This is a genomic window from Qipengyuania oceanensis (genome assembly GCF_009827535.1).
In the GTDB taxonomy this organism is placed as follows: Bacteria; Pseudomonadota; Alphaproteobacteria; order Sphingomonadales; family Sphingomonadaceae; genus Qipengyuania_C; species Qipengyuania_C oceanensis.
In genome coordinates, this window is record NZ_WTYN01000001.1 from 1,696,193 (window position 1) to 1,718,382 (window position 22,190).

The 22,190-nt window shown below is 66.2% G+C and carries 26 protein-coding genes; 16 read left to right on the forward strand and 10 right to left on the reverse strand.

Going from position 1 to position 22,190, the window contains the following annotated elements:
• The first annotated feature begins 1,342 nt into the window (after positions 1–1,342).
• Genes GRI48_RS08105 through GRI48_RS08125 form a run of 5 tightly spaced genes read left to right on the forward strand, consistent with a single transcriptional unit; the run spans position 1,343 to position 6,485 of the window.
• Entirely contained in the window at positions 1,343–2,443 is a 1,101-nt protein-coding gene (locus GRI48_RS08105; protein WP_160673811.1) for a phosphatase domain-containing protein, read from the forward strand.
• A 26-nt stretch (positions 2,444–2,469) separates the two neighbouring features.
• Positions 2,470–3,414 carry an alpha/beta hydrolase gene (locus tag GRI48_RS08110; RefSeq protein WP_160673814.1) on the forward strand — a complete coding sequence of 315 codons (945 nt, stop codon included), beginning with the start codon at positions 2,470–2,472 and terminating at the stop codon, positions 3,412–3,414.
• 11 nt (positions 3,415–3,425) lie between these two features.
• Positions 3,426–4,781, forward strand: a complete 1,356-nt coding sequence (locus GRI48_RS08115) for a M48 family metalloprotease (protein WP_160673817.1) — start codon at positions 3,426–3,428, stop codon at positions 4,779–4,781.
• 28 nt (positions 4,782–4,809) lie between these two features.
• Positions 4,810–5,499 carry a DsbA family protein gene (locus GRI48_RS08120; protein WP_160673820.1) on the forward strand — a complete coding sequence of 230 codons (690 nt, stop codon included), beginning with the start codon at positions 4,810–4,812 and terminating at the stop codon, positions 5,497–5,499.
• Positions 5,499–6,485, forward strand: coding sequence for a M48 family metalloprotease (locus tag GRI48_RS08125; RefSeq protein ID WP_160673823.1), 987 nt, complete (start codon positions 5,499–5,501; stop codon positions 6,483–6,485). The genes GRI48_RS08120 and GRI48_RS08125 overlap by 1 nt, the downstream gene beginning before the upstream one ends.
• A 13-nt stretch (positions 6,486–6,498) precedes the next feature.
• On the opposite strand, the gene GRI48_RS08130 is transcribed toward GRI48_RS08125, so the two are convergent.
• Positions 6,499–7,116 (reverse strand): HD domain-containing protein, encoded by a 618-nt coding sequence (locus GRI48_RS08130; RefSeq protein WP_160673826.1) that lies wholly within the window; start codon positions 7,114–7,116, stop codon positions 6,499–6,501.
• A gap of 70 nt (positions 7,117–7,186) precedes the next feature.
• Between GRI48_RS08130 and GRI48_RS08135 the strand changes: the two genes are divergently transcribed.
• The 5 genes from GRI48_RS08135 to GRI48_RS08155 all read left to right on the forward strand — a co-directional run bounded on the left by GRI48_RS08135 (position 7,187) and on the right by GRI48_RS08155 (position 11,263).
• A complete protein-coding gene (locus GRI48_RS08135; protein WP_160673829.1) occupies positions 7,187–8,410 on the forward strand; it encodes a sensor histidine kinase in 1,224 nt (407 codons plus the stop codon).
• The gene (locus tag GRI48_RS08140) at positions 8,407–9,204 is read left to right on the forward strand and encodes a LytR/AlgR family response regulator transcription factor (RefSeq protein WP_160673832.1); all 798 of its coding nucleotides are present in this window, start codon (positions 8,407–8,409) and stop codon (positions 9,202–9,204) included. Before GRI48_RS08135 ends, GRI48_RS08140 begins: the two co-directional genes overlap by 4 nt.
• Complete coding sequence (nadC, locus tag GRI48_RS08145; protein WP_160673835.1) at positions 9,204–10,064, forward strand: carboxylating nicotinate-nucleotide diphosphorylase; 861 nt, start codon at positions 9,204–9,206, stop codon at positions 10,062–10,064. Before GRI48_RS08140 ends, nadC begins: the two co-directional genes overlap by 1 nt.
• 70 nt (positions 10,065–10,134) lie before the next feature.
• On the forward strand, positions 10,135–10,554 hold the full coding sequence (locus tag GRI48_RS08150; protein WP_160673838.1) for a hypothetical protein: 420 nt from the start codon (positions 10,135–10,137) through the stop codon (positions 10,552–10,554).
• Between the two features lies 1 nt (position 10,555).
• Positions 10,556–11,263, forward strand: coding sequence for a ribonuclease T2 family protein (locus GRI48_RS08155; protein WP_160673841.1), 708 nt, complete (start codon positions 10,556–10,558; stop codon positions 11,261–11,263).
• Here GRI48_RS08155 and tadA read toward each other — a convergent pair.
• The gene (gene tadA / locus GRI48_RS08160; RefSeq protein ID WP_160673844.1) at positions 11,260–11,715 is read right to left on the reverse strand and encodes a tRNA adenosine(34) deaminase TadA; all 456 of its coding nucleotides are present in this window, start codon (positions 11,713–11,715) and stop codon (positions 11,260–11,262) included. The two genes, GRI48_RS08155 and tadA, sit on opposite strands and share 4 nt — an antisense overlap.
• Positions 11,716–11,863: 148 nt before the next feature.
• Here tadA and rpmB point away from each other — a divergent pair, with 148 nt between their 5' ends.
• The gene (gene rpmB / locus GRI48_RS08165; protein ID WP_160673847.1) at positions 11,864–12,154 is read left to right on the forward strand and encodes a 50S ribosomal protein L28; all 291 of its coding nucleotides are present in this window, start codon (positions 11,864–11,866) and stop codon (positions 12,152–12,154) included.
• Between the two features lie 13 nt (positions 12,155–12,167).
• Here the strand turns inward: rpmB and GRI48_RS08170 are convergent, their stop codons facing one another.
• Genes GRI48_RS08170 through xseA form a run of 4 tightly spaced genes read right to left on the reverse strand, consistent with a single transcriptional unit; the run spans position 12,168 to position 15,913 of the window.
• Entirely contained in the window at positions 12,168–13,187 is a 1,020-nt protein-coding gene (locus GRI48_RS08170) for an esterase-like activity of phytase family protein (protein WP_160673850.1), read from the reverse strand.
• Between the two features lie 51 nt (positions 13,188–13,238).
• Positions 13,239–14,138, reverse strand: a complete 900-nt coding sequence (locus GRI48_RS08175) for a M23 family metallopeptidase (protein ID WP_337190792.1) — start codon at positions 14,136–14,138, stop codon at positions 13,239–13,241.
• A 59-nt stretch (positions 14,139–14,197) separates the two neighbouring features.
• Positions 14,198–14,401 (reverse strand): DUF2093 domain-containing protein, encoded by a 204-nt coding sequence (locus GRI48_RS08180; protein WP_160673856.1) that lies wholly within the window; start codon positions 14,399–14,401, stop codon positions 14,198–14,200.
• A gap of 24 nt (positions 14,402–14,425) precedes the next feature.
• Complete coding sequence (gene xseA, locus GRI48_RS08185; protein ID WP_160673859.1) at positions 14,426–15,913, reverse strand: exodeoxyribonuclease VII large subunit; 1,488 nt, start codon at positions 15,911–15,913, stop codon at positions 14,426–14,428.
• Here xseA and purD point away from each other — a divergent pair.
• Positions 15,912–17,204: a phosphoribosylamine--glycine ligase gene (gene purD, locus GRI48_RS08190; protein ID WP_160673862.1), complete on the forward strand. Its 1,293-nt coding sequence runs from the start codon at positions 15,912–15,914 to the stop codon at positions 17,202–17,204. The two genes, xseA and purD, sit on opposite strands and share 2 nt — an antisense overlap.
• Here the strand turns inward: purD and GRI48_RS08195 are convergent.
• Complete coding sequence (locus GRI48_RS08195) at positions 17,201–17,989, reverse strand: COG4705 family protein (RefSeq protein ID WP_237451767.1); 789 nt, start codon at positions 17,987–17,989, stop codon at positions 17,201–17,203. The two genes, purD and GRI48_RS08195, sit on opposite strands and share 4 nt — an antisense overlap.
• Before the next feature lie 109 nt (positions 17,990–18,098).
• Between GRI48_RS08195 and GRI48_RS08200 the strand changes: the two genes are divergently transcribed.
• Both GRI48_RS08200 and GRI48_RS08205 read left to right on the forward strand, forming a co-directional pair.
• Positions 18,099–18,596 carry a helix-turn-helix transcriptional regulator gene (locus GRI48_RS08200; protein ID WP_160673868.1) on the forward strand — a complete coding sequence of 166 codons (498 nt, stop codon included), beginning with the start codon at positions 18,099–18,101 and terminating at the stop codon, positions 18,594–18,596.
• Between the two features lie 89 nt (positions 18,597–18,685).
• Complete coding sequence (locus GRI48_RS08205; RefSeq protein ID WP_160673871.1) at positions 18,686–19,057, forward strand: hypothetical protein; 372 nt, start codon at positions 18,686–18,688, stop codon at positions 19,055–19,057.
• A gap of 7 nt (positions 19,058–19,064) precedes the next feature.
• Here the strand turns inward: GRI48_RS08205 and GRI48_RS08210 are convergent, their stop codons facing one another.
• Positions 19,065–20,060 carry an adenosine kinase gene (locus GRI48_RS08210; RefSeq protein ID WP_160673874.1) on the reverse strand — a complete coding sequence of 332 codons (996 nt, stop codon included), beginning with the start codon at positions 20,058–20,060 and terminating at the stop codon, positions 19,065–19,067.
• A 119-nt stretch (positions 20,061–20,179) separates the two neighbouring features.
• Here GRI48_RS08210 and GRI48_RS08215 point away from each other — a divergent pair, with 119 nt between their 5' ends.
• Positions 20,180–20,884: an EI24 domain-containing protein gene (locus GRI48_RS08215; protein ID WP_237451769.1), complete on the forward strand. Its 705-nt coding sequence runs from the start codon at positions 20,180–20,182 to the stop codon at positions 20,882–20,884.
• Positions 20,881–21,312 carry a hypothetical protein gene (locus GRI48_RS08220; RefSeq protein WP_160673877.1) on the forward strand — a complete coding sequence of 144 codons (432 nt, stop codon included), beginning with the start codon at positions 20,881–20,883 and terminating at the stop codon, positions 21,310–21,312. Before GRI48_RS08215 ends, GRI48_RS08220 begins: the two co-directional genes overlap by 4 nt.
• On the opposite strand, the gene GRI48_RS08225 is transcribed toward GRI48_RS08220, so the two are convergent.
• Together GRI48_RS08225 and GRI48_RS08230 are read right to left on the reverse strand one after the other, a co-directional pair.
• Positions 21,309–21,665, reverse strand: coding sequence for a HesB/IscA family protein (locus GRI48_RS08225; protein ID WP_160673880.1), 357 nt, complete (start codon positions 21,663–21,665; stop codon positions 21,309–21,311). The two genes, GRI48_RS08220 and GRI48_RS08225, sit on opposite strands and share 4 nt — an antisense overlap.
• Positions 21,665–22,186, reverse strand: a complete 522-nt coding sequence (locus tag GRI48_RS08230) for an SUF system Fe-S cluster assembly protein (RefSeq protein WP_160673883.1) — start codon at positions 22,184–22,186, stop codon at positions 21,665–21,667. Before GRI48_RS08230 ends, GRI48_RS08225 begins: the two co-directional genes overlap by 1 nt.
• Positions 22,187–22,190 lie beyond the last annotated feature (4 nt).

Sequence of the window (22,190 nt, forward strand, 5' to 3'; positions counted from 1 at the left end):
GGAAGACGAGGACGAGGACGACTTCTCGCTTCCCGCCAACTGGAGGCTGTCGGATCCGACCGCGGAGACCGACGGCGACTATGCCGACGACAGCGCCGACGTTTACGACGAGGATTTCGATCCGGAAACGGATGGCGAGGACGACGAGGAAGACGGCATCGAACTGGGCCTTTCGCGGCTGATCGAAAGCGAGTTCGAACGTGCGGAACGCGCCGAACGCAAGCCGATCGACCTGGCCGCGCTCGACATCGCGCAGGACGCGATCGATCCCGACGCGGCTGGTTACACCACCCGGGAATTCGACTTCGGGACCGGTGGCGAAGCCGATCCCTTCGCGATCGCAGCGCAGGACGAGCCAGTCGCCGAAGCGGAGGATGCCGCCATCGGAGCGGAGCCTTTCGAAGAGGAAACTTTCGAGGAAGAGTCGCTCGACGAGGAGGCTTTCGAGAACGATTACGCCGAGCCGGGCGAATTCGAGGACATCGATCTCGACGATCCGTTCTCCGAGGCGGCAGAACCGGCCGACCACGCCGAAGCGTTCGACCCGGAGATTCCGTTGACCATGGCCCCGATGCCGATTGGCATGGAGACCCCGGCTGCGGATTCCGAAGTTGCCGGAGAAGAAATCTCGGAAGACGACGCGCCGATCGCGCTCGAGCCCGAGGATCCCGACGCTGACGGCCTTTACGACGCTCTCGCCGATGCCCGCGAACTGGCCCAGGTCGCGCAGCACAGCGAGGATCGCAGCCGCACCGCACTCTATGCCGCGGTCGGCCGGGCCTACGACGTAAGCCTCGCTGCGCAGGACGCGCCGGACGATTTCGCCGAACTGCTCGATGAAAGCGGCCTGACGGCGCAGGATCGCGCGCCGATGACCCCGGTCGTCAAGCTCGTCTTCGGTGCCGAATACGACAAGACCCGCCTGACCGAATATGCCGCCGCGCTCAGCTATGCCCATCGTCTGGGAATCGCGCGCGGAAAGCTCGGCAGCTTCCTTTACGAAGCCGAGGGCGGCCTCAAGGGCGTGGTCAGGGAAGAGCGCCGGATGCGGCGCGAGGAAGCGGGCAAGCCCGTCGAGACGCGCACTGCCCCGCGCGAGGCGCTGGCGAAGAAATTGCGCGCGATCGACGGCATAGATCTGGCCGACATCCCTGTCGACGGCGAGGAATTCGCGCTGGTGATGATCCGCCGCACGCCCGAAGGCGACATCGTGGTGCTGGGCGAGATTGCCGACGACGTGCCGCTGATCGAGCGTGCCGCGCGCAAGATCCTCGGCTGATCGCGGCCGCTTTTTCCGAATAACGGGTGACTTGCCCGCACGCTTCGCGCTAGCGGAGCGGGCATGGACTTCATCCACGGGCCGCCTGTCCGCATCGAACCCTATTTCGGCTATCGCTCCGCCACCTGCCTGACGATTTCGGGCAGGGCGCTGCGCGCGAACAAGCCCGGCCTCGAGAAGCGCGGTCGGCTACAGGCGATCCGCACAATGATCGCGCAGTTCGCTTCGCGCGAGGAGCCCGACCTGGCCGTCGAGCTCGAACTGAAATCGACCGCCGGTGTCACTACTCGTCATGCCGCGACGACCGATCGCGAGGGCTACGTCCATTTCGACCTGCCGCTTTCGCCGGCATGGGACCAGCCCGAGCATACGCGCTGGGAAACGGTGACCTTCCACTGGCGCAATCGCCACGGCGCTGCCTGCGTCGACGGCTACGTGCTGGTTCCGGGGACGGCCGACGGGTTGGGTGTCATTTCCGACATCGACGATACGATCATCGAAACCGGCATCACCGGGGGCTTCAGATCGGTGTTGAGGAATTGGCGCCGGGTGATCGCCCAGATGCCGGAAGAACGGCTCGCCGTGCCGGGCGTCGATGCCTTCTACGGATCGCTCGGCGGCGGGGCCGTTCTGAGCAGCGAAGAGGGTCATGCCGGCGAACGCCTGAACGCCACGCGTCGGCCGTTCTTCTACGTCTCGTCGAGCCCGTGGAACCTGTTCGCCTATCTCGTCGCCTACATGCACGTGCGCAAGCTGCCGCTCGGGCCGATCCGCCTGCGCGACTGGGGGCTCAACCGCGAGACCTTCGGATCGTCAAGCCACGGGGCCCACAAGACCCAGGCGATCCAGCAGATCCTCGATTTCTATCCGGAGCGCAAATTCGCGATGATCGGCGACGATACGCAAGGCGATTTCGCCGCCTTCTCGCAGATCGCGGTCGGCAACCCGGAACGGATCGCGGCGATCTTCATTCGCAGCGCCGGCGATGCCCTGTCTCCCGAAGAGGAAACGGCGAGGCAGACGATCGAGAATGCCGGCGTCCCGCTGTGGACGGGCAATGATTACACGACGGGTCACGAATTTCTCGCCGCGATCGGCCTCGACGGCGACGGAGAAGCGAGCGAGATCGTCGATGCAGTCGAAGACGAGCAGGTGAACGCATGACGACGAACAGAACCAGGAGATGGGCGATGGTCACGGCATTGGTGGTGGGGGTGCTCGCGCTCGCCGGGTTCGGCATCTGGCGCATTGCCGTGGCCCAGGGTTCGGCCGCAACGCTCGACTGGATCGATGCGCGCTTCGTTCGCGAGCGGGCATCGAGCCTGGTTGCTGAAGATCGTTACGGCCCGGCGAACAACCAGAATGTCGAACTGTGGGTGCCCGAAGGACCGCCGCCCGAAGGTGGATGGCTGCTGGCGGTGTTCGTTTATGGCGGCGGCTGGCATTCGGGCGATACGGCGAGTTACCGCTTCGTCGCGCGGACACTGGGCGAGCGCGGTTATGCGACGGCGCTGGTCGGTTACCGGCTGGTCGGCGATGGCGGAAAGTTTCCGGCGATGCTGGAGGACACGGCGGCGGGCGTCGGCGAGGCGCTGGCACTCGCAAGCGCCGCCAGCGATGTCTCGGCGACAAAGACTGTGCTGATCGGCCATTCGGCGGGGGCCTACAACGTCCTGATGCTCGGCCTCGACCCGCAATGGCTGGCGGGCGCAGGGGTCGACCCGGAACGCATCGGCGGCGTCATCAGCCTTGCCGGGCCTGCCGACTTCTACCCCTTCACGAGCGATTCGGCGCGCAACGCCCTCGGCAACGCGCCCGACCCGCAGATGACCCAGCCGATCCATTTCGCGCGCAGCGATGCCCCGCCGATCCTGCTGATGCACGGGACCGCCGACGATGTCGTCCGGGTGCGCAATTCGCGCGCACTGGCGGAGGCGATCCGGACGAGCGGTGGCAGGGTCGCGGAGCGCGAGTTCGAAGGCATGGGCCACGCGGGGATCATCATGGCACTGAGCGCGCCGTTCGCGCAGGGAGACAAGGTGATCGATCCGCTGCTCGCTTTCCTGCGCGCAGGCACTGCCGGACGGGGAGCGACCGATGCGCCTTCAGTTCCGGTTCAGGGCGAAAGCGGCTAGACCTCGACCCGATGCGCATCCGTGCCACTCTGGTTTCCCTAGCCGCGGTCTTCGCGCTCGTGGCGCAGCCCGTCGCGGCGCAATCCGTCCTGCGCGACGCGGAAACGGAGAAGCTGCTCGACGACATGGCCGCGCCACTGGTCGAGGCGGCCGGGCTCGAGCCGGAAAACGTCGATATCGTTCTGCTCAACGATCCCTCGCTCAACGCTTTCGTCGCGGGCGGACAGGCGATCTACATCCACAGCGGACTGATCGATGCCGCGGATACGGCAAACGAAGTACAGGGCGTGATCGCCCACGAGCTCGGCCATATTACCGGCGGGCACATCATCCGCTACGGCGAAGGCGCGAGCAAGGCGGGCAAGGTCTCGATCCTGTCGATGCTGATCGGGCTAGCAGCGGCAGTCGCCGGGGCAGGCGATGCGGCGATGGGCGTTATTGCCGCCGGCCAGCAGGCCGCGATGGGCAAGTTCCTCGCCTTCACCCGGGTGCAGGAATCGTCCGCCGATGCCGCGGGCGCGGAGTATCTCTCCGAAGCCGGCATTTCGGGACGCGGCTCTTTGTCCTTCTTCAAGAAGCTGCAGAACCGCGAATTCCGCTATGGCTACAGCCAGGACGACGACCAGGAATTCGTCCGCACCCACCCGCTTTCCGGCGATCGCATCGCGCGCCTGCGCGAGGATTACGTGAAGGACGCTGCGTGGGAAGCGCCCGACGATCCGGTGCTGCAGGCGCGGTTCGAGCGCGCGAAGGCCAAGCTTTCGGGCTATCTCGACGAGCCCAAGGCGACCTTGCGCGATTTTCCCGAGAGCCGGACCGACGTGCCCGCGCGCTATGCCAGGGCATACGCGTTCCACAAGTCTGCCTACATGGACAAGGCGCTGGCCGAAACCGATGCGCTGCTCGCGAGCGATCCGGACGATCCCTATTTCCTCGAGCTGAAGGGGCAGGTGCTGCTCGAATCGGGCAAGCCGGACGAAGCCCTGCCGCTGCTGCGCCGTGCGACCGAATTGACCGGCAACGAACCACTGATCGCCTCGACCTTCGGCCACGCGCTGATCGCGACCGAGGATGCGAGCCATCACGAAGAGGCCGCACGCGTACTCAAGGCAGCGGTAGCGCGCGATCGCTACAACCCCTTCGCCTGGTACCAGCTCGGCGTGATCTACGGCGCGCAGGGCGATATTCCACGCGCGCGGCTCGCCAGTGCCGAACAACAGGTGATGAGCGGGAATTATCCCGAGGCGCTGCGCAGCGCTCAGGCCGCCGAGGCCGGACTGGACAAGGGCACTCCGGACTGGATCAGGGCACAGGACATCTCGATGCAGGCGCGCGCTGCGCTGGAGCAGATGCGCGACAAGCGCTGACGGCGATCGGATTACAGGTGGGGCAAACATGAAACAGCATTTGATCACGGCGGCGCTTGCGCTCGTCTTCGGATTTCTAGGGGCAGGTATCTGGCAAGTCAGCGGGGCCGGAGATTCTTTCACGCGGACCTATCTGATCGAAAACGCGGACGTGCTGCCGGAGATGGCTCAACGCCTCCAGCGCATGGAGATGGAAAAGCAGCTGGCCGGTGCCGGCGATGCGACGCAGCCTTTCCCCGGCGCGATCATCGGTAACCCCAACGGTTCGAAAACGATTGTCGAGTTTACCGATTACGCGTGCGGATACTGCCGTCAGACCGCGCCAGAACTCGCGGCGATGGTCGCCGCCGATCCCGAACTGAAGATCGTCATCCGCGAATGGCCGATCTTCCCGGGGAGCGAGAACAGCGCGCGTATGGCGCTCGCCGCTGCCAAGCAGGGCAAGTATCGCGCGTTCCACGATGCGCTGTTCGCCAAGGGACCGCCGACTACCGAGACCATTCGCGCGGCAGCCACCGAGGCCGGGCTCGACATGGAGCGGGCACAGGCAGACGGGATGTCGCCCGAAGTCACGCAGGAACTCATGCAGAACATGCAGCTGGCGCAAGCTTACGGCTTTTCGGGCACGCCGAGCTTCGTGATCAACGGCCGCCCCTACGAAGGCGCCATTGGCCGGGCCGCGCTCGAGCGCGCGGTGGACCAGCCCGCCGACAGTTGATGCGCCTGCGGGTCGCCCTTCCCGCCGGCGCGGCCGCGCTGCTGTTGCTGCTCGCGCATCCGCCTGGCGCTCTGGCCGCTCCTTCGGACGAACTGGCCCGATCCTTTGCCGAACTGCAGGCGCGCGACCGCTATCTGCTCGATGTCGGCTGGAAACTGGCGACCGGCAATGCACCCTATTGCGCCGATGCCGCGCCTGCGATCGGCCTGCTGGTCACCGATATGGCGGCATACGGGAAGCAGGGCCCGGCACTGCGGGAGGCGCTAGACCTGCCGGGCGACATCGCCTCGCTCGCGGTCGCGAACGGCGGCCCAGCGCAGCTTGCCGGCATCCGGCCGGACGCGCCCCTGCTGGCGCTCGGCGGGGAAGACCTGCTTGCGCCCAGCGCGTCCGACGCGCCCGCGTGGCAGCGCGCACAGCGCCTGCATGAAACGATCGACCGGTCGTTGCGCGAGAACGGCAAGGTCGCGATCACCTGGCGTGACAGCCCCGACAGCGTCGTGACTGCAGAAATTGCCGGCATTCCCGCCTGCGCGAGCCGCTTCGAGGTCTGGGACGACGGCACGCGAGCCTCGGCCGAAGGGACGCGCGTGATCTTCGGGCGCGACTTTCCCGGCTTCGGCTATCCCGAAGCCGAGTTCGCCGCCGCAGTAGCGCACGAAATGGCGCACAACCTGCTCGGCCACCGTGCATGGCTGGCCGAGAACGGGCGCAAGCGGAAGAACATCCGCCTGACGGAGCGCGAAGCGGACCGGCTGATGCCATGGCTGCTCGCCAATGCCGGTTACGACCCCGCCGCCGCGAAACGCTTCATGGAGCGCTGGGGCCCGGCGCACGGTGGCGGTCTGCTGCGCAAGCGCACGCATGACGGGTGGGACGAGCGGGTCGACCAAATCGACGCCGAGCTGACGCAGGTCGCGCAAGTGCGGGCCGGTAACGGCCCCGCCGACTGGGCGACGCATTTCCGCCGCGAGATCGAGCCCTAGGCCTTGGCCGGTGTCAGGCCGCCTCGCTCTCCAGCGCGGCCTTGTACATCGACGCGAGCGGCTTCTCCATCACCCGGCGGACCATCGGTTCGAAGAATTCCAGCGGTTCGCTCTCGTAATCCGGGTCGAAGGCGGCCTGGTCGTACTTCTCGCAGAATTCGCGACACGCCTCGAAATGCGGATTGTCGCGGAACTTCTCCCGCGCGTTCTGGTCCATGCCGAGGAAGTGGAAATAATAGTAGCCCTGGAATGCGCCGTGATTCTGGCAGATCCAGTGGATTTCCTCGGTGACGAAAGGCTTGATGATCGATGCGCCGACTTCGGGATGATTGTAGCTGCCCAGCGTGTCGCCGATGTCGTGCAACAGGGCCATGACCACGTATTGCTCGCTGCGCCCGTCGCGATGGGCGCGAGTCGCGGTCTGGAGCGAATGTTCGAGTCGGCAGACGGGGAAGCCGCCGAAATCACCGTCGAGCAGCTTGAGGTGTTCGAGCACGCGGTCGGGCAGGCCCTTGGCGAATTCGCGGTATTCCCCGCCGATGATCGCCCAGTCTTCCTTGGTGCCTTCCTTCATCTCGCGGAATTTCGCCCGTTCGGCGATGCCGTGCGCGGTCTGTTCGCTGACGTCCATGATGCTCTCTCCTCGGTTGCCTATCCTAGCGTCTGGCGCACCCTCGTGCAATTCGTCTAGGGGTAGGGCCATGGCCGTGCTGCCGTTCCAACCCACGCCGTTCTTCGCCAACAAGAACCGCGCCTTCTGGAACCTGCAATTCGCAGGCTGGGGCGGCGTGCTGGTGTTCCGCACCGTTTCCGGCCTTGCCGGCGGGCAGGACCTGTCGTTCTTCGTCATTCCGCTGATCGAGGCGATTACCGGGTTCTCGATCACCCTCATTCTCTCGACCATCTATGGCAAGCTGATCACCCGGCGCCCGCTGGTGACCTGGGGGGTCAGCGCAATCGTACTGGCGGTGGCGGTGATGGTCTTCGCGTTCATCACGGCCTGGGTGCTGAGCCTGACACGCCCCGACAGCGAGACCAGCTTCACCCAGTTGCTGATCGGCTACCTGATCTTTCCCATGACCCTGCTCGGCGCATGGTCGGCGCTTTACTACGCGATCAATTTCTTCCTCCAGGTGGAACAACAGGCCGACCAGCTCGAGCGGCTGGAAGCGCAGGCGACCAGCGCACAGCTCGCGATGCTGCGGTACCAGCTCAACCCGCACTTCCTGTTCAACACGCTGAATTCGATCAGCACGCTGGTCCTGCTCAAGCAGACCGAACCGGCCAATGCGATGCTGATCCGCCTGTCATCGTTCCTGCGCCATACGCTGGTGACCCAGCCGGGAAGCAAGGTGACGGTCGCGCAGGAGGTCGAGACGCTCCAGCTCTACCTCGGGATCGAGCGCATGCGGTTCGAGGAGCGGCTGCGGACCGATTTCCGCATCGATCCCGATGCCGCGGATGCCTGCCTGCCTTCGATGCTGCTTCAGCCGCTGGTCGAGAACGCGATCAAATATGCCGTGAGCCCGCAGGAAGAAGGCGCGCATATCGGCCTGTCGGCTCAACTCGTCGGCAACCGCTTGCGGATCGCCGTATCGGACACCGGACCCGGCTTGTCGGCGAGCGGGGAGCAGCTAACACTGCCGGCCGCCATTGCAGGAGAAGGACACACAGTTTCGACCGGGGTGGGACTAGCTAATATCCGGGACCGGCTGGCGCAGGCCTATGGCGAGGATCACCGGTTCGAGATCCGCACCCCGCCCGAAGGCGGCTTCACCGTCATAATCGAAATCCCGCACGAACCTTCCGAAGACGGCTCCGCGACGGCGGCCGCCAAGGCAGAAATGAAACAAGAAGGCACTTCGCCCGTTGATCGGGATACCGATCGCGGAGAGGGCCGCTTTGCCAGTGGAATACACGCATGACTATTCGCACCATCATCGTCGACGACGAGAAGCTCGCCATCCAGGGTCTGCAGCTGCGGCTTGAACCCTTCGAGGACGTCGAGATCATCGATACCTGCTCGAACGGGCGCGAGGCGATCCGCAAGATCAAGACCGAGAAACCCGACCTCGTCTTCCTCGACATCCAGATGCCCGGGTTCGACGGGTTTTCCGTGGTGAAGGGCGTGATGGAGATTCAGCCGCCGCTGTTCGTCTTCGTCACCGCGTACCAGGAACACGCGATCCGCGCGTTCGAAGCCAATGCGGTCAATTACCTGATGAAGCCGGTCGACGAGGACAAGCTCGCCGACACCATCGAGCGGGTCCGTCGCCGGATCGCTCAGAAGGGCGCCATCGAGGAAGCAGAAAAGCTCAAGACCGTCCTAACCGAGGTCGCGCCGGAGGCCGCCGAGGAGTTTGCCGACAGCGAGGCGGAAACCTCCGGCCGGTACGAGAAGCTCATCAACGTGAAGGATCGTGGCCAGATCTTCCGCGTCGAGACCGATTCGATCGAGCACATCGAGGCGGCGGGCGACTACATGTGCATCTACACCGGCGACAATTCGCTGATCCTGCGCGAAACCATGAAGGACCTCGAACGGCGGCTCGATCCGCGCAAGTTCCAGCGCGTCCACCGCTCGACGATCGTCAACCTCGACCAGGTACGGCAGGTCAAGCCGCACACCAACGGCGAGTGCTTCCTGGTGCTCGACAGCGGCGCCGAGGTAAAGGTGAGCCGCTCCTACCGGGATGTCGTGGCGCGCTTCGTCCACTGATGGCTTTCCAACTCACCGGTTTCGACCTCGACGCATTCGTTGCCGATACGCTCGCCGAGGATCTCGGCGAAGGATTGCCGGGCGGTGGGCGCGACGTCACCAGCGAGAGCGTGATCCCCGCCGACGCGCGTTTCTCGGGAGTCATGGACACCCGCGACGCGATCCATGTCGCAGGCCTGCCGGTCGCCGAGGCTTTCTTCCGCAAGCTCGATCCGGGAATGCAAGTCGAGATCCTCATGGAGGAAGGCGCGCAGGTCCCTGCCGGCACCGACCTGATGCGCCTCGAAGGCAATGCCCGCGCCATGCTGACGGCGGAACGGGCTGCGCTCAACACCGTCCAGCACCTCTCCGGCATCGCGACCATGGTCGCGCAATATGTCCGCGCGATGGACAATCCGGATTGCACCCTGCTCGATACGCGCAAGACCATTCCGGGCCTGCGTCACCTCGAGAAATACGCCGTGCGCATGGGCGGCGGCTCAAACCATCGCATGGGCCTGTGGGACGCGGCCATGATCAAGGACAACCACGTGCTGGTAGCCGGTTCGGTGAGCGAGGCCGTGCGCCGGGCGGTCGAGGCGGGCGTCGAGGAAATCATCTGCGAGGTCGACCGGATCGACCAGATCGAACCGGCGCTGCAGGCGGGTGCGACGCGCCTGCTGCTCGACAACATGGAGCCTGAACGGTTGCGCGACGCGGTTGCGCTGGTGGCCGGTCGGGTCCCGACCGAGGCCAGTGGCGGGATCAATCTAGAGACCATCCGCGCCAAGGCGGCGACCGGTGTCGACTTCGTCTCGGTCGGGCGACTGACGCAGAGTGCGCCTGCCGCCGATATCGGGCTCGATTTCACACCATTGTAAGGCGCTCGCGCATTGCCAGCCGTGGGACGGCGTGGCAGGCTCGCGGTTTCAACAGGGGAGGAACAGGCCCGTGCGTCCGCAAGCTATCCGCAATTTCGACTATCTCTATCTCGGCTCGCTGGTGCTGGGCGTTATCAGCTTCGTGCTGAATTACGATGCGATCATCGCCGAAGTGCAACGCGAAACTGCCGCCAACGGGATGGAAATGGGCGGCGGCCTTGCCATCGGCAGCCTGATCTTCGGCCTCATCGTCAGTCTGGCCCTGTGGTTCCTCGTCTCGCGCTTGCGGATCGAGATCGTCAAATGGGTGCTGGTGCTGTTCTTCGTGTTCGGACTGATCGGAATGCCCGCCGTGTTCGCCCAGTTGCCGAGCCTTCATGCGGTCATCAGCCTGATCGTCACCGTGATGCAGGCGATCGCGATCTATTTCCTCTTCACCCCCGAAGCCAAGGCGTTCTTTGCCGACAAGGGCGGCAATCACATCGACTAGGATGTCGCGACGGGTCGTACCGTTTCTAGTTGCATTCGCGCTCGCCTTGCCCGCGCAGGCGATGGCGCAGGCCTATCAGTGCAAGCAGCCTTTCATCATGCAGGTCCCGAGCGTGGAGCGGGACGGGCCGGTGCGCGAACTGCCGGTCACCGGCTACACGCTCGCCCTGAGCTGGAGCCCGGAGTTCTGCCGCACGCGCGAGGGCCAGCAGCGCCATTCGGTACAGTGCTCGGGCACGGCCGGCCTGTTCGGCCTGATCGTCCACGGGCTGTGGCCTGAAAGCGGGCGCAGCTGGCCGCAATGGTGCCCGGCGAAGCGCGGCCCGCGCCCGAGCGAATTGCGCGCCAATATCTGCCTCACGCCGTCTGCACGGCTGCTCGCGCACGAATGGGCCAAGCACGGCAGCTGCATGACGAGCAATCCCGCGACCTACTACAAGGTCGTGCGCATCCTGTACGGAGCGCTCGCCATGCCCGATCTCGATTTCCTCTCGCGCCGCGAAGTGCTGACCGCGGGCGACCTGCGCGAGGCGTGGTTGACCGCCAATCCCGGCTGGCGCGGCAAACGCATCGGCATAGAGCTTAACGCGCGCGGCTGGCTGGAGGAATTGAGGCTATGCTACGGCAAGGATTTCATGCCGCGGCATTGTCCCGCGCAACAGCTCGGGGCGAAGGACGGCGAGCGGCTCCGGATCTGGCGCGGGCTCTAGCGCCGTTCGCGGAAGAACCCGCGCAGCAGCTCGGCCGATTCGTTTTCGCCCATCCCGGAATACAGCTCGGGCCTGTGCAGGCACTGCGGGTGCGCGAACACCCGGGCACCATGCTCGACCGCGCCGCCCTTGGGGTCGGGTGCAGCGTAATAGACCCGCGCGATCCGGGCATGGACGATGGCTCCGGCGCACATGGCGCATGGCTCGAGCGTGACGTAGATGTCGCACCCATCGAGCCGTTCCTGATGGAGTGCCGACGCGGCGCGCCGGATCGCCAGGATCTCGGCATGGGCGGTGGGATCGTGCGATTCGCGCGGTTCGTTGTGCGCTTCGGCCACGATCTCGTCCCCGCGCGCGACCACCGCGCCGATCGGCACTTCGCCCGCTTCGGCCGCCTTTCGTGCCAGTTCCAGCGCGCGCTGCATGGGATGGGGGATCGGCCAAGTCGCCATGAAATCGGCGCTACAACGCCCGTCGCCCGCCCGCAACGACGCGTGGTCCTGCGTCGGTCTTGCTTGACGGAATCGCCAGGCCCCGTTATGCGCGCGCCTTTCCGGACCTTCGGGCCCGTCGACAACCCATAACTGAACGAGATTCATCATGTCGCGTATTTGCGAACTGACCGGCAAGGGCCGCCAGGTAGGCCACAACGTGAGCCACGCCAACAACAAGACCAAGCGGGTGTTCCTGCCTAACCTGCAGAACGTCACCCTGATGAGCGAGAAGCTGGGCCGCAGCTTCAAGTTCCGCGTGTCGACCCACGGCCTGCGCTCGGTCGAGCACAATGGCGGTCTCGACAACTGGTTGCTCAAGACCCGTGACGAGAAGCTTTCGACCAACGCGCTCAAGGTGAAGCGCGAACTGAAAAAGGCGGCGAAGGAAGCCGCCTGAGCCTTTCAGGCTTTCAGCCCTGCTGGATTTTCGATGAAGCGCGCGGCTTTCCGCGCGCTTTTTCGTGCGTGCGTTCCTGCCAGCGCAGCTGAAGCAACAACGTCCGCTGGTGGCGCATGAAATTGTCGTCCGAGATCACCCAGACGGTGAACGATCCGTCGGCCCGCGGCCGGACGGCGATCCCCTCGTAGTTGTCGCTTGGTAGCGGTGGCTGCAGGCGCGCCACCACCCGGCCGGTCCAGACCTCGCCCGATGCGATCTGCGCTGGGTCGGCGAGCACTATCAGGCATCGGAAAGCGGGTGGCACACCGAAGCGCCAGGTCCGCATGATCACCAGGAGCCGGCCATCGGGCAGCGCCGCCGCGCCAGTCGGGCTGTAGCCCTCCGGCCCCTTGAAGCGGAACGCGAGCGGTTCCCCCTTGCCGAGCGGATCGCCGGGAAAGAGCAGCGCGGGCGAGCCGGCATCGCCGCCGCGCGATTCGGCGATGACCACGAAGCGCCCATCGGGCAGCCGTTCGATCGCCTCTGCACCGGAGCGCGCAGGCCAGCCGCCCGTCCCGGGCAGTCTGGCAGTCTTCCGCTCGCCGTCAGCGGACACCCGCTCGATCGTGTTGAGGTTCTCGTAGGACCCCCAGATCATGCCCGTCTCCGGGTCATGCGCCAGCGCCTCGAGATCGGACAGGCGCTTGTCCTGCGCGCCGCCCGGTCGGAAATAGCCGAGTTCGCCAGCAGCGATGTTCCGGCCCGGCGGCACCGCGATACGCATGAACCGCGCCTTGTCGGACGCGGCCAGCAGCGTGGAGCCGTCGGTCATGGCGAGCGCCGAAAAGCCGCCGAAATGCTCGTTGCGGCTCTCCAGCTCCCACGCTCCCTCGACTTCCATCTCGCCGACCTTGGCGGGCAGGCCGCTCAACCGCGTGACGGTCACGCCCTCGTCGTGACGCAAGGGCGGCAAGGGCATCCGCCACCACAAGCCGGGGGCGAGGCCGGCAACCAGCAGCACGATCAGGAAAAGCCGGATTCGGCGCATCATGCCGTCGGCTTGGCCAGCGCCCGGCCACCGGTCAAGCCGTTGGCTGCCAGCCTAGCGATCGACGAACAGTAGTGGGTCTAGCCGTGCGTCGCGCCACATGATGCTCCAGTGCAGGTGCGGGCCGGTCGCCCTGCCGCTCGCGCCGACCGTGCCGAGCCGCTGGCCCTGCGTCACCCGCTGGCCCTCGCGCACGTCAATGCTGGCTGCGTGAAGGAAAGCGCTGTTGAGGCCCTGTCCGTGGTCGATGATGATGAGATGCCCCTCGAGGCTGAACGGCTCGGCAGCGGCAAGCGTCACCACGCCATCGGCCGGCGCGACGAAGGGTGTGCCTGCGCCGGGTGCGATGTCGAGGCCGGTGTGATAGCTGCCGGGTTCGCCGCGATAGATGCGCTGCGAGCCGAAGCGCCCGGAAATGCGCCCGCGTACCGGCCAGACGAAATCCTGCGCCCACCCACGGCTGTCGCTGCCGGTCGCGCGCGCTGCCTGGATGCGGTTCCACTCGGCCTCGCGCACGTTCTTCCAGAAGCTCTCGCTCATTCCGCCGGGAGTCTTGGCGACATTGACCCGCTCGATATCCCAAGCGCGCGGCTCGATCGTGTAGCGCTCCTCGCGGGTGCTCCCGTCTTCGAGCAGCGCCGAAAGTATCGCGATGCCGCCTGCGTCGCGATCGAAAGCGGCGAAGAAGCGTCCCTCTGCATCGACAACCAGCGTGTCACCGTTGAGCGTGGCGCGCTTCGTGTCCGCCGGCACGATACCGCGCAGCCAGCCCCCTTGCGTGAGCTCGGCGCGGATTACCGCGGAATCGGATTGCTCGAGAAAGCTCGTGCCGGTGCGCAACCCGCGCGGCGACGGCTGCGTCGCGGCGACGGGGACAGATGCCGTTCCTGCAGGTGCTCCGGCAGCTCGGGGTGTGGCCACGGTCGCGCTTGGTGCGGGAGCATCGGGGATCACGGCCTGACAGGCAGCGAGTGCCGACGCGGCGATGCAAGTCATTGAAAAATTGCGGGCTCTCATGCCCGGTCAATGAGTCTCCGGCTGGCGAGTTCCGGGCTGGCATAGGCTTCCTGCCGCTTCACGCTCCAGTAGCGCAGCTCCTCGAGCGGTACGGGCTCGCCCGAGACGGCGCAGATCACGTGCTGGCCGGGCCGCATGACGCGAAAGCCGTTCGGGCCGTAGACGAGCTTGGCTTCGGAATTTCCGGAATTCATCAACATGCCGCGGGTGATAGCAGCGCGCTGCTAGCCGAACAAATCATCTTGTGCCGAGGGCCCGGCAGGCTTTCGCTTTTGCGGTTGCGGCCTGGGCTTGCGCCGGAGCGGGTCGGACGGCGCGCCTTCTCCGGCGGGCACGACGGCGAGCGACCCGTCGGAAAAATCGATCGTCAGCCGGTGCTCCCTCGCAGCGATTTCACGACTGCGGACGAGATTGCCTTCTTCATCGGTCACCATGGCGAAACCGCGTTCGAGCGGGGCCTTGGGATCGAGCGAGGCGAGCAGACGGGTCAGCGAATCGAGCTTGCCCGCCTCGAGCGCGTAGCGCCGACCGAGCATGGCCGGATCGAGCCGCTGGCCGGCGAGCCGCTCGCGCGCACGGCGCAGCTCGCTCGTCAGCATGGCTGGCGACAGGCGCGCGGCCTGCAGGCGCTCGCGCCCCCTGGATGCTCGGTCCGCCAGCCCGCGCCTCATGCGTTCGGCCAGGTCGTCCAGCCGCTGCGCCTGCGGTTGCAGCAGCGCTTCGGGCCTTGGCAACCGGTCGCCACGCGCCTGCAGGCGTTCACGGCCCAATTGCACGGGGCGTAGGGCACAGCGCCGCTTGCGATGTGCGAAGTCCTCCAACGTCGCCTGGAGGTCCGCTCGCACCGGCACTGCCATTTCTGCCGCGGCCGTGGGTGTCGGGGCGCGCATGTCGGCGGCATAATCGGCAAGCGAGGTGTCGGTTTCGTGGCCCACCGCGCTGATCGTCGGGATCGGGCAATCGGCGATGGCCCGGACCACGACTTCCTCGTTGAACGACCACAGGTCCTCGATCGATCCGCCGCCGCGCGCGACGATCACGAGGTCGGGGCGCGGCACCGGACCGCCCGGCTCGATCGCCGCGAAGCCGCGTACCGCAGCAGCGACCTGCTCCGCCGCCCCCTGTCCCTGCACCAGCACCGGCCAGACGAGCACATGCGTCGGGAAACGGTCCGCCAAGCGGTGGAGGATATCGCGAATCACCGCCCCGGTCGGCGAGGTCACCACGCCGATCACCTTGGGCAGGAACGGCAGGCGCTGCTTGCGGGCGCTGGCGAACAGCCCCTCCGCCTCCAGCCGCAGCCGGGTCTTCTCCAGCAGCGCCAGCAGCGCGCCCTCGCCCGCCAGTTCGAGGCTGTCGATCACGATCTGGTATTTCGAGCGGCCGGGATAGGTCGTCAGCTTGCCGGTAGCCACTACTTCCAGCCCGTCTTCTGGCAGGAAGGTCAGCCGCTGCGTATTGCCGCGCCACATGACCCCGTCGATCACGGCCTTGTCGTCCTTCAGCGCGCAATACATGTGGCCTGACGCCGCCCGTTTCACGCCCGACAGCTCGCCGCGCAGGCGGACATGGCCGAAGCGATCCTCCACCGTGCGTTTCAGCAGGTTGGAAATTTCGCTGATCGACAGTGGCGCGGCGTTGTCGCCCGCCCTGTCACGCGCTACCAGCCCGCCCGAACCGTCGTCGTCATCGTAATCGGGAGAGCCTGCCATGAATGTCCTGCTGCTGGGGTCGGGCGGCCGCGAACATGCGCTGGCGTGGAAGCTGGCGCAATCCCCCTCCCTTACGAAACTCTATGCTGCCCCCGGCAATCCGGGCATCGCGCAAGAGGCCGAACTGGTTTCCCTCGATGCAACCGACCATGACAAAACGGTTCGTTTTTGCCAGGAGAACGCGATCGGCCTGGTAGTCATTGGCCCCGAAGCGCCGCTGGTCGACGGACTGGCCGATTCGCTTCGTGCTGCCGATATACCGACTTTCGGCCCGTCGAAGGCCGCTGCCCGGCTCGAAGGCAGCAAGGCATTCACCAAGGCGCTGTGCGACCGTGCCGGGATTCCCACCGCAGGGTACGCCCATACGAGATCGCTCGACGAGGCGATGGCCGCGCTCAACCGGTTCGAGGCACCCTACGTGCTGAAAGCGGACGGGCTCGCGGCGGGCAAGGGCGTGGTCATCGCGGGGACGCGCGCAGAGGCCGAGGCCGCATTGGCCGACATGTTCGACGGGCAATTCGGCGAGGCCGGCGCGGAAGTCGTGATCGAGGAATTCCTCGATGGCGAGGAAGCCAGCTTCTTCGCGCTGACCGACGGGGAAACCGTGATCCCCTTCGGAACGGCGCAGGATCACAAGCGCGTGGGTGAGGGCGACACCGGCCCCAACACCGGTGGCATGGGCGCCTATTCGCCCGCGCCGGTACTGACGGGCGAGTTGCAGGCCGAGGTCATGCGAACGATCGTGGAACCGACAGTGCGGACCATGGCGGCAGAGGGGATTCCCTATTCCGGCGTGCTCTACGCCGGGTTGATGCTGACCGAGAACGGCCCGCAGCTGATCGAGTACAATTGCCGTTTCGGCGACCCGGAATGCCAGGTGCTGATGGCGCGGCTCGAAAGCGACCTCGTCACGATCATGCTTGCCTGCGCCACGGGCACGCTGGCCGAGCTTCCGGCCGCGAATTTCTCGCACGACACCGCGCTGACCGTGGTCCTGGCCGCCAACGGCTATCCCGGTACGCCCGAAAAAGGCGGTGCGATCGACCTGGGCGATGCCGAGGCGAGCGGAGCCAAGGTGTTTCATGCAGGCACTGCCCTTGAAGAGGGGCAACTGGTCGCCAATGGCGGCCGCGTGCTCAATGTCACCGCGACCGGGGCGAACGTCACCCAGGCACAGGCGGGCGCCTATGCCGCGGTCGACGCGATCGCCTTTCCGACCGGCTTCTGCCGCCGCGATATCGGCCAGAAGGAGATCGCGCGCGAGCAGGCTCGCGAAGTCGCCCAGCCCTAGGCGGCGCCGACTTCCTTGCGTCCGGCCCGCTGGGGGACCAGCACCACCAGCAGGACGATGGCAGCCAGCAGCACGGCCGACGCAATTGGGCGGCTCAGATCGAGGCCGCCCTTGTCCACCGGCTTATCGAGAAGGTCTCCGACCACCGCGCCGAGCGGCCGGGTCAGGATGAAGGCCGTCCAGAACAGCGCCACGCGGCTGACATTTGTCGTCAGGTAAAGCACCGTCAGCAAGGCTAGCGCGCTGCCGAAGATTATCGCCGCCCCGGAATAGCCGAGCGAACCGTCCGCCACCCAGTCGCCCAGCGCCGTGCCCAGCGTCTGCGAAAAGGTGATCGTCAGCCAATAGTACAGTTCGGCCTTGGGCGTATGGACGGATTCGACCGAGATCGTACCAAGGTTGGTCCGCCAGACGACAAGGGAGGCGACGACGAGACCGAACAGCAGCAGCGAGCCACCCGGATAGCCGAGCCCGAGCGACCGGGTCGCGAAATCGGCCAGCGTCGTTCCCGCAGTGGTCGAGGCGATGATGGTCGCCCAGTAGAGGAAAGGGTGGAACGCGCGCGCCCTGATCTGCAGCCATACGAGCGCAGCCAGGACAGCGCCGAATATCAGCGTGCCCACGACGTAACCGTTGAGGCCCGATTGCCCGGCCGTCGCCGTCGTCTCGCCCAGCCAGCTCATGCTGACCGTATCGCCCATGGTCTCGCCGAAAGTGGTGGCGAGGATCTTGATGATCCAGAACCCCAGCGTCACCGCGGGCACTTTCGTCAGGGCGTCTTTCATCGCGGCATCCATCGTGTATCTCCTGCAGACCGGATGCGATCGATACGCGTGTTGCCCCGCGACAGCGCGTAAGCAGGAGTTGAAATGCCCCCAGTTCAGCGATTGTCCGATGAAGGCTGATCGCCTCCGCTGGCGAATTCCGATTGCCGAGGGCGTCGTCGCCTTCCAGCTTCTGGCGGCGATCTTCTTCCTCGCGGACAGCTGGAGCGAGCGCGATGCCGGCGGCTTAGCGCTGGTGGAGATCGCGGTTGCGCTCGCCCTGTTCGCCGGGGCGGTGTTCGGTGCCTACGCCTTGCGGACGCTGCTCGAGCAAGCCCGTCGGCAGGAAGAGGCGCTGACGATCGCGCGCGGCGCTCTGGGTGAATTGATCGAGCGGAAATTCACTGCGTGGCGGCTTTCCGGGGCAGAAGCTGCGATCGCGCTGCTGGCGCTCAAAGGCTTCACGGTGGCGGAGATCGCCGGGATGCGCGGATCGGCCGAAGGAACGGTCCGCTCGCAACTGAGCCAGGTCTACGCCAAGGCGGGCGTCTCCAGCCAGGTGATGCTGATGTCGCTCTTCCTCGACGATCTGCTCGACGACGAGCAAGCGGCACTGCTGCAGGAGTGATCGCGGACGAACATTTGCCGGATTTGACCCAGCGCAATGCAGTAGCGCCGGTGATGGGCCAGTACTGCGGGGCCATCAACGGAGGTCCCATGCGCACACGTCTCTTTCTGTCAGCCATGCTCGCCACAACCGCGCTCCTGCTCGGTGCCTGCCAGACCGCGGACGCGCAGGAAGCGATCGACAGTGCGACACCCGCGCCGACCTCGAGCTTTGCGCAGGGTGTATGCGGTGCGTGTCACGCGGTCGAAGCTCCTTCGCACTCGCCCAATCCGCAAGCGCCGACGTTCGTGGATATCGCCAATAGGCCGGGCATCAGCGAGGAATCGCTCGCCGACTGGCTGAAGGACGCGCACAATTATCCCGACGTGATGGATGTCGATCTCGGCGAAACCGACGCCGAGGAGCTGGCAGCCTACATGCTGACGCTGCGGTCGCCGGACTACGTTCGCCTGCCCGACTGATCGCGGGTCAGGCGAGCTTTGCCGCCATCAGCGCCTGCATGTCGGTTTCCGGACGCGGGCCATAGTGGCTGATCACTTCGCTGGCCGCGATGGCGCCGCGCCGCAGGCACCGCTCGAGCGGCTCGCCCGCGACATGCCCGGCGAGGAAGCCGGCAGCGAACTGGTCCCCCGCCCCCGTGGTGTCGACCACCTTGTCGACCGGCTCGGCAGCGACTTCGGCCCGCGCGCCATTGGCGACGGCGACGGCTCCCTTGGCGCTGCGGGTGGCGACGAGCACCGGAACCTTGCCCGCGACCTTGGCGAGACCTGCCTCGAAATCCGCTTCGCCGGTCAACGTCGCCAGTTCGTGTTCGTTGACGAACAGGATGTCGATCACCCCGTCTTCGATCATCTGGCGGAAATCGTCGCCGTGGCGATCGATCACGAAACTCTCGCTCGCGGTGAAGGCGACCTTGCGTCCGGCCTTGCGGGCGACGTCGATCGCCCGGCGCATGGCGCGGCGTGGTTCTTCCGGATCCCACAGATAGCCTTCGAGATAGAGGATCGCCCCGCTGGCGATGACGTCCTCGTCGAGCGCGCCGGCCGGCAGAAACTGGCCCGCGCCCAGGAAGGTGTTCATCGTCCGCTCACCGTCGGGCGTCACGAAGATCAGGCAGCGGCCCGTCGGCGGCTCGGAATCGCGCATCGGCGTGTCGAAGTCGATGCCGGCGGCGCGGATGTCATGCGCGAAGATCTCGCCGAACTGGTCCTTGGCAACCTGGCCGATGAATGCGCACCTGGTGCCGAGCTGTGCCAGCCCGGCCAGAGTGTTGGCCGCCGACCCGCCGGATTTCTCGGTGGCCTGACCCATGGCGGCATAGAGCGTGTCGGCTCCCTCGGCATCGACGAGCGTCATGCCGCCGCGATTGAGGCCGAGCTTGGCGATCGTCTCGTCCTCGCAAGAGGCAATGATATCGACGATGGCGTTGCCGATCGCGATGACGTCGTATTTCGTGTCGCTCATGGAAATTCCTGCAGGGAGGGGAAAGTTTGCGCGCGCCTAGCGGTTTGAACGGCGCAGGCCAAGACCGCCCTGTCGTCGCAGTGGCTGCGGGTGCGTTGACTAAGCCTGCGCAGCCCCCGATGAAGAGCGCCGTCATGGTGTCGCTTCCCGCATCCTTCGCGCGCGCTTTCGGGCAATTGGGCGACCCGGCGATCCTCCGGGTGCTGGGCAAGACGCTGGCGATTACGCTGGCGGTCTTCGCGGTGCTGGGCCTGGCACTGTGGTATGCCTTGTCGTCGGCGATCGAGGGCTGGGGCTATTCGCTCGGCAGCGAGATCGGCGCGCTGGTCGCCGTCCTGCTGACGGCCTTGGGCGGCTGGCTGCTGTTCCGGCTGGTGGCGCTGTTCGTCCTCCAGTTTTTCGCCGGCGAAGTGGTCGAGGCGGTCGAGGCACGTTTTTATCCCGAGAAAGCCGCGCAGGTGCGCGCAATTCCGATCCGCGAGGAAATGCAGCATGCCGCGCGCGGCGCGCTGCGAGCGCTGGCCGTCAATGCGATCGCCCTGCCCTTCGCGCTGGTCCTACTCGTGACGGGGGTCGGCACCGCGATCCTGTTCTGGGCGGTGAACGGCTGGCTGCTCGGCCGCGAACTGCAGGACATGGTCTGGCTGCGCCACCGTCGCTCGCCGGACGAGAAACCACCGGTCGGTGCGCTCCAGCGCTTCTTGCTCGGCGGAGCGACCGCCGGGCTGATGTTCGTCCCCTTCCTCAACCTGCTCGCCCCCGTGATCGGAGCGGCGAGCGCCACCCATCTCGTCCATCGCCGTCGGGAGGCGGCCTCCGCATGAAGCTGAAGACCTTGGGCACTCTTGCCATTGCCGCGCCGCTGCTCGCCGCCTGCGTTTCGCCGTCGCGCGAGCCGGTCGCCTATCCCTCGCGCCCGCAAGCGAACGTGCCGGCGCAAGTACCGGTGATGACGCCCGCCGCGCCGAGCGCGAGCTTCATTCCGCCGCAAGTGATGAGCGGCGCGGGGCTCGAGAGCGTGATCGGCCGCAACGAGACGGCGCTCGCCAATTTGTTCGGCTCACCCGCGCTGTCGGTCGTCGAAGGCGATGCGCGCAAGCTTCAGTTCCGCGGCCCGCAATGCGTGCTCGACGTATTTCTCTATCCGCTGAAACCGCGCGCCGAGCCGAGCGCCACGTGGATCGAGGCGCGCCGTGCCCAGGATGGCCGCGATGTCGACCGCGCCGCCTGCGTGGCGGCGCTGCGACGTTAGACCATGAAGCTTTCGCCGCAGCCGCACGCGCCCTTGGCATTGGGATTCTCGAAAACGAACCCGGCGGTGAAATCATCCTCGACCCAGTCCATCGTGCTGCCGACGAGATAAAGAACCGACGCGCCGTCGATGTAGAACACGCCGCCGGGCGTCTCGATCTTCTCGTCCATCGCGACTTCCTCGGTCACGTAGTCGACCGAATAGGCAAGGCCCGAACAGCCGCGCCGCGGAGTCGACAGCTTGACGCCGATCGCATCGGCGGGAGCCTTGGCCATCAGGTCGGCGACGCGCTGCTCGGCGGCAGGCGTCAGCATGACGGCGGCGGGGCGCTGGCGCAGTTTGGTTTCGGTCATCAGAGCATTCCCAGTTCGAGGCGGGCCTCGTCGGTCATCTTGTCCGGACCCCACGGCGGATCCCATACGAGATTGACCTCGGCATCGCGCACGCCCGGCACGCTGGCGGCGCGCAATTCCACTTCGCCGGGCATGGTCTCGGCGACCGGGCAATGCGGAGTGGTCAGTGTCATGGTCACCGTGACCGACGATTCGTCGTCGACCTCGACGCCGTAGATGAGGCCGAGATCGTAGATGTTCACCGGGATTTCCGGATCGTAGATTTCCTTGAGAGCCGCCACGACCGCTTCGTAGAGATCGCCGCCAGGCTCGCCCGCTTTCAGCCCTTCGGGCTTCTGCTGCAGGAAACCTTCGAGGTAATCGCGCTTGCGCTCGAGTTTTTCGCTCATGGTTTCGGCCGGTGCCTCGTCCGGATCGACCGCGTCTTCGACCCGCGCGCGCGGCGGCTTGGCCGGGGCGACGACATCCTCGGTGGGCGACGGGGCCACGATGTAGTCCTTGTTGTTGGTCTGGTCGTCCATTGCC

What these genes read in the sequence shown, in the direction of transcription:
- GRI48_RS08105 (WP_160673811.1), top strand. Translation starts at nt 1,343, where the DNA reads ATGGACTTCATCCACGGGCCGCCTGTCCGCATCGAACCCTATTTCGGC.
- GRI48_RS08110 (WP_160673814.1), top strand. Translation starts at nt 2,470, where the DNA reads ATGGTCACGGCATTGGTGGTGGGGGTGCTCGCGCTCGCCGGGTTCGGC.
- GRI48_RS08115 (WP_160673817.1), top strand. Translation starts at nt 3,426, where the DNA reads ATGCGCATCCGTGCCACTCTGGTTTCCCTAGCCGCGGTCTTCGCGCTC.
- GRI48_RS08120 (WP_160673820.1), top strand. Translation starts at nt 4,810, where the DNA reads ATGAAACAGCATTTGATCACGGCGGCGCTTGCGCTCGTCTTCGGATTT.
- GRI48_RS08125 (WP_160673823.1), top strand. Translation starts at nt 5,499, where the DNA reads ATGCGCCTGCGGGTCGCCCTTCCCGCCGGCGCGGCCGCGCTGCTGTTG.
- GRI48_RS08130 (WP_160673826.1), bottom strand. Translation starts at nt 7,116, where the DNA reads ATGGACGTCAGCGAACAGACCGCGCACGGCATCGCCGAACGGGCGAAA.
- GRI48_RS08135 (WP_160673829.1), top strand. Translation starts at nt 7,187, where the DNA reads ATGGCCGTGCTGCCGTTCCAACCCACGCCGTTCTTCGCCAACAAGAAC.
- GRI48_RS08140 (WP_160673832.1), top strand. Translation starts at nt 8,407, where the DNA reads ATGACTATTCGCACCATCATCGTCGACGACGAGAAGCTCGCCATCCAG.
- nadC (WP_160673835.1), top strand. Translation starts at nt 9,204, where the DNA reads ATGGCTTTCCAACTCACCGGTTTCGACCTCGACGCATTCGTTGCCGAT.
- GRI48_RS08155 (WP_160673841.1), top strand. Translation starts at nt 10,556, where the DNA reads ATGTCGCGACGGGTCGTACCGTTTCTAGTTGCATTCGCGCTCGCCTTG.
- tadA (WP_160673844.1), bottom strand. Translation starts at nt 11,715, where the DNA reads ATGGCGACTTGGCCGATCCCCCATCCCATGCAGCGCGCGCTGGAACTG.
- rpmB (WP_160673847.1), top strand. Translation starts at nt 11,864, where the DNA reads ATGTCGCGTATTTGCGAACTGACCGGCAAGGGCCGCCAGGTAGGCCAC.
- GRI48_RS08170 (WP_160673850.1), bottom strand. Translation starts at nt 13,187, where the DNA reads ATGATGCGCCGAATCCGGCTTTTCCTGATCGTGCTGCTGGTTGCCGGC.
- GRI48_RS08180 (WP_160673856.1), bottom strand. Translation starts at nt 14,401, where the DNA reads ATGTTGATGAATTCCGGAAATTCCGAAGCCAAGCTCGTCTACGGCCCG.
- purD (WP_160673862.1), top strand. Translation starts at nt 15,912, where the DNA reads ATGAATGTCCTGCTGCTGGGGTCGGGCGGCCGCGAACATGCGCTGGCG.
- xseA (WP_160673859.1), bottom strand. Translation starts at nt 15,913, where the DNA reads ATGGCAGGCTCTCCCGATTACGATGACGACGACGGTTCGGGCGGGCTG.
- GRI48_RS08195 (WP_237451767.1), bottom strand. Translation starts at nt 17,989, where the DNA reads ATGAAAGACGCCCTGACGAAAGTGCCCGCGGTGACGCTGGGGTTCTGG.
- GRI48_RS08200 (WP_160673868.1), top strand. Translation starts at nt 18,099, where the DNA reads ATGAAGGCTGATCGCCTCCGCTGGCGAATTCCGATTGCCGAGGGCGTC.
- GRI48_RS08205 (WP_160673871.1), top strand. Translation starts at nt 18,686, where the DNA reads ATGCGCACACGTCTCTTTCTGTCAGCCATGCTCGCCACAACCGCGCTC.
- GRI48_RS08210 (WP_160673874.1), bottom strand. Translation starts at nt 20,060, where the DNA reads ATGAGCGACACGAAATACGACGTCATCGCGATCGGCAACGCCATCGTC.
- GRI48_RS08215 (WP_237451769.1), top strand. Translation starts at nt 20,180, where the DNA reads ATGAAGAGCGCCGTCATGGTGTCGCTTCCCGCATCCTTCGCGCGCGCT.
- GRI48_RS08220 (WP_160673877.1), top strand. Translation starts at nt 20,881, where the DNA reads ATGAAGCTGAAGACCTTGGGCACTCTTGCCATTGCCGCGCCGCTGCTC.
- GRI48_RS08225 (WP_160673880.1), bottom strand. Translation starts at nt 21,665, where the DNA reads ATGACCGAAACCAAACTGCGCCAGCGCCCCGCCGCCGTCATGCTGACG.
- GRI48_RS08230 (WP_160673883.1), bottom strand. Translation starts at nt 22,186, where the DNA reads ATGGACGACCAGACCAACAACAAGGACTACATCGTGGCCCCGTCGCCC.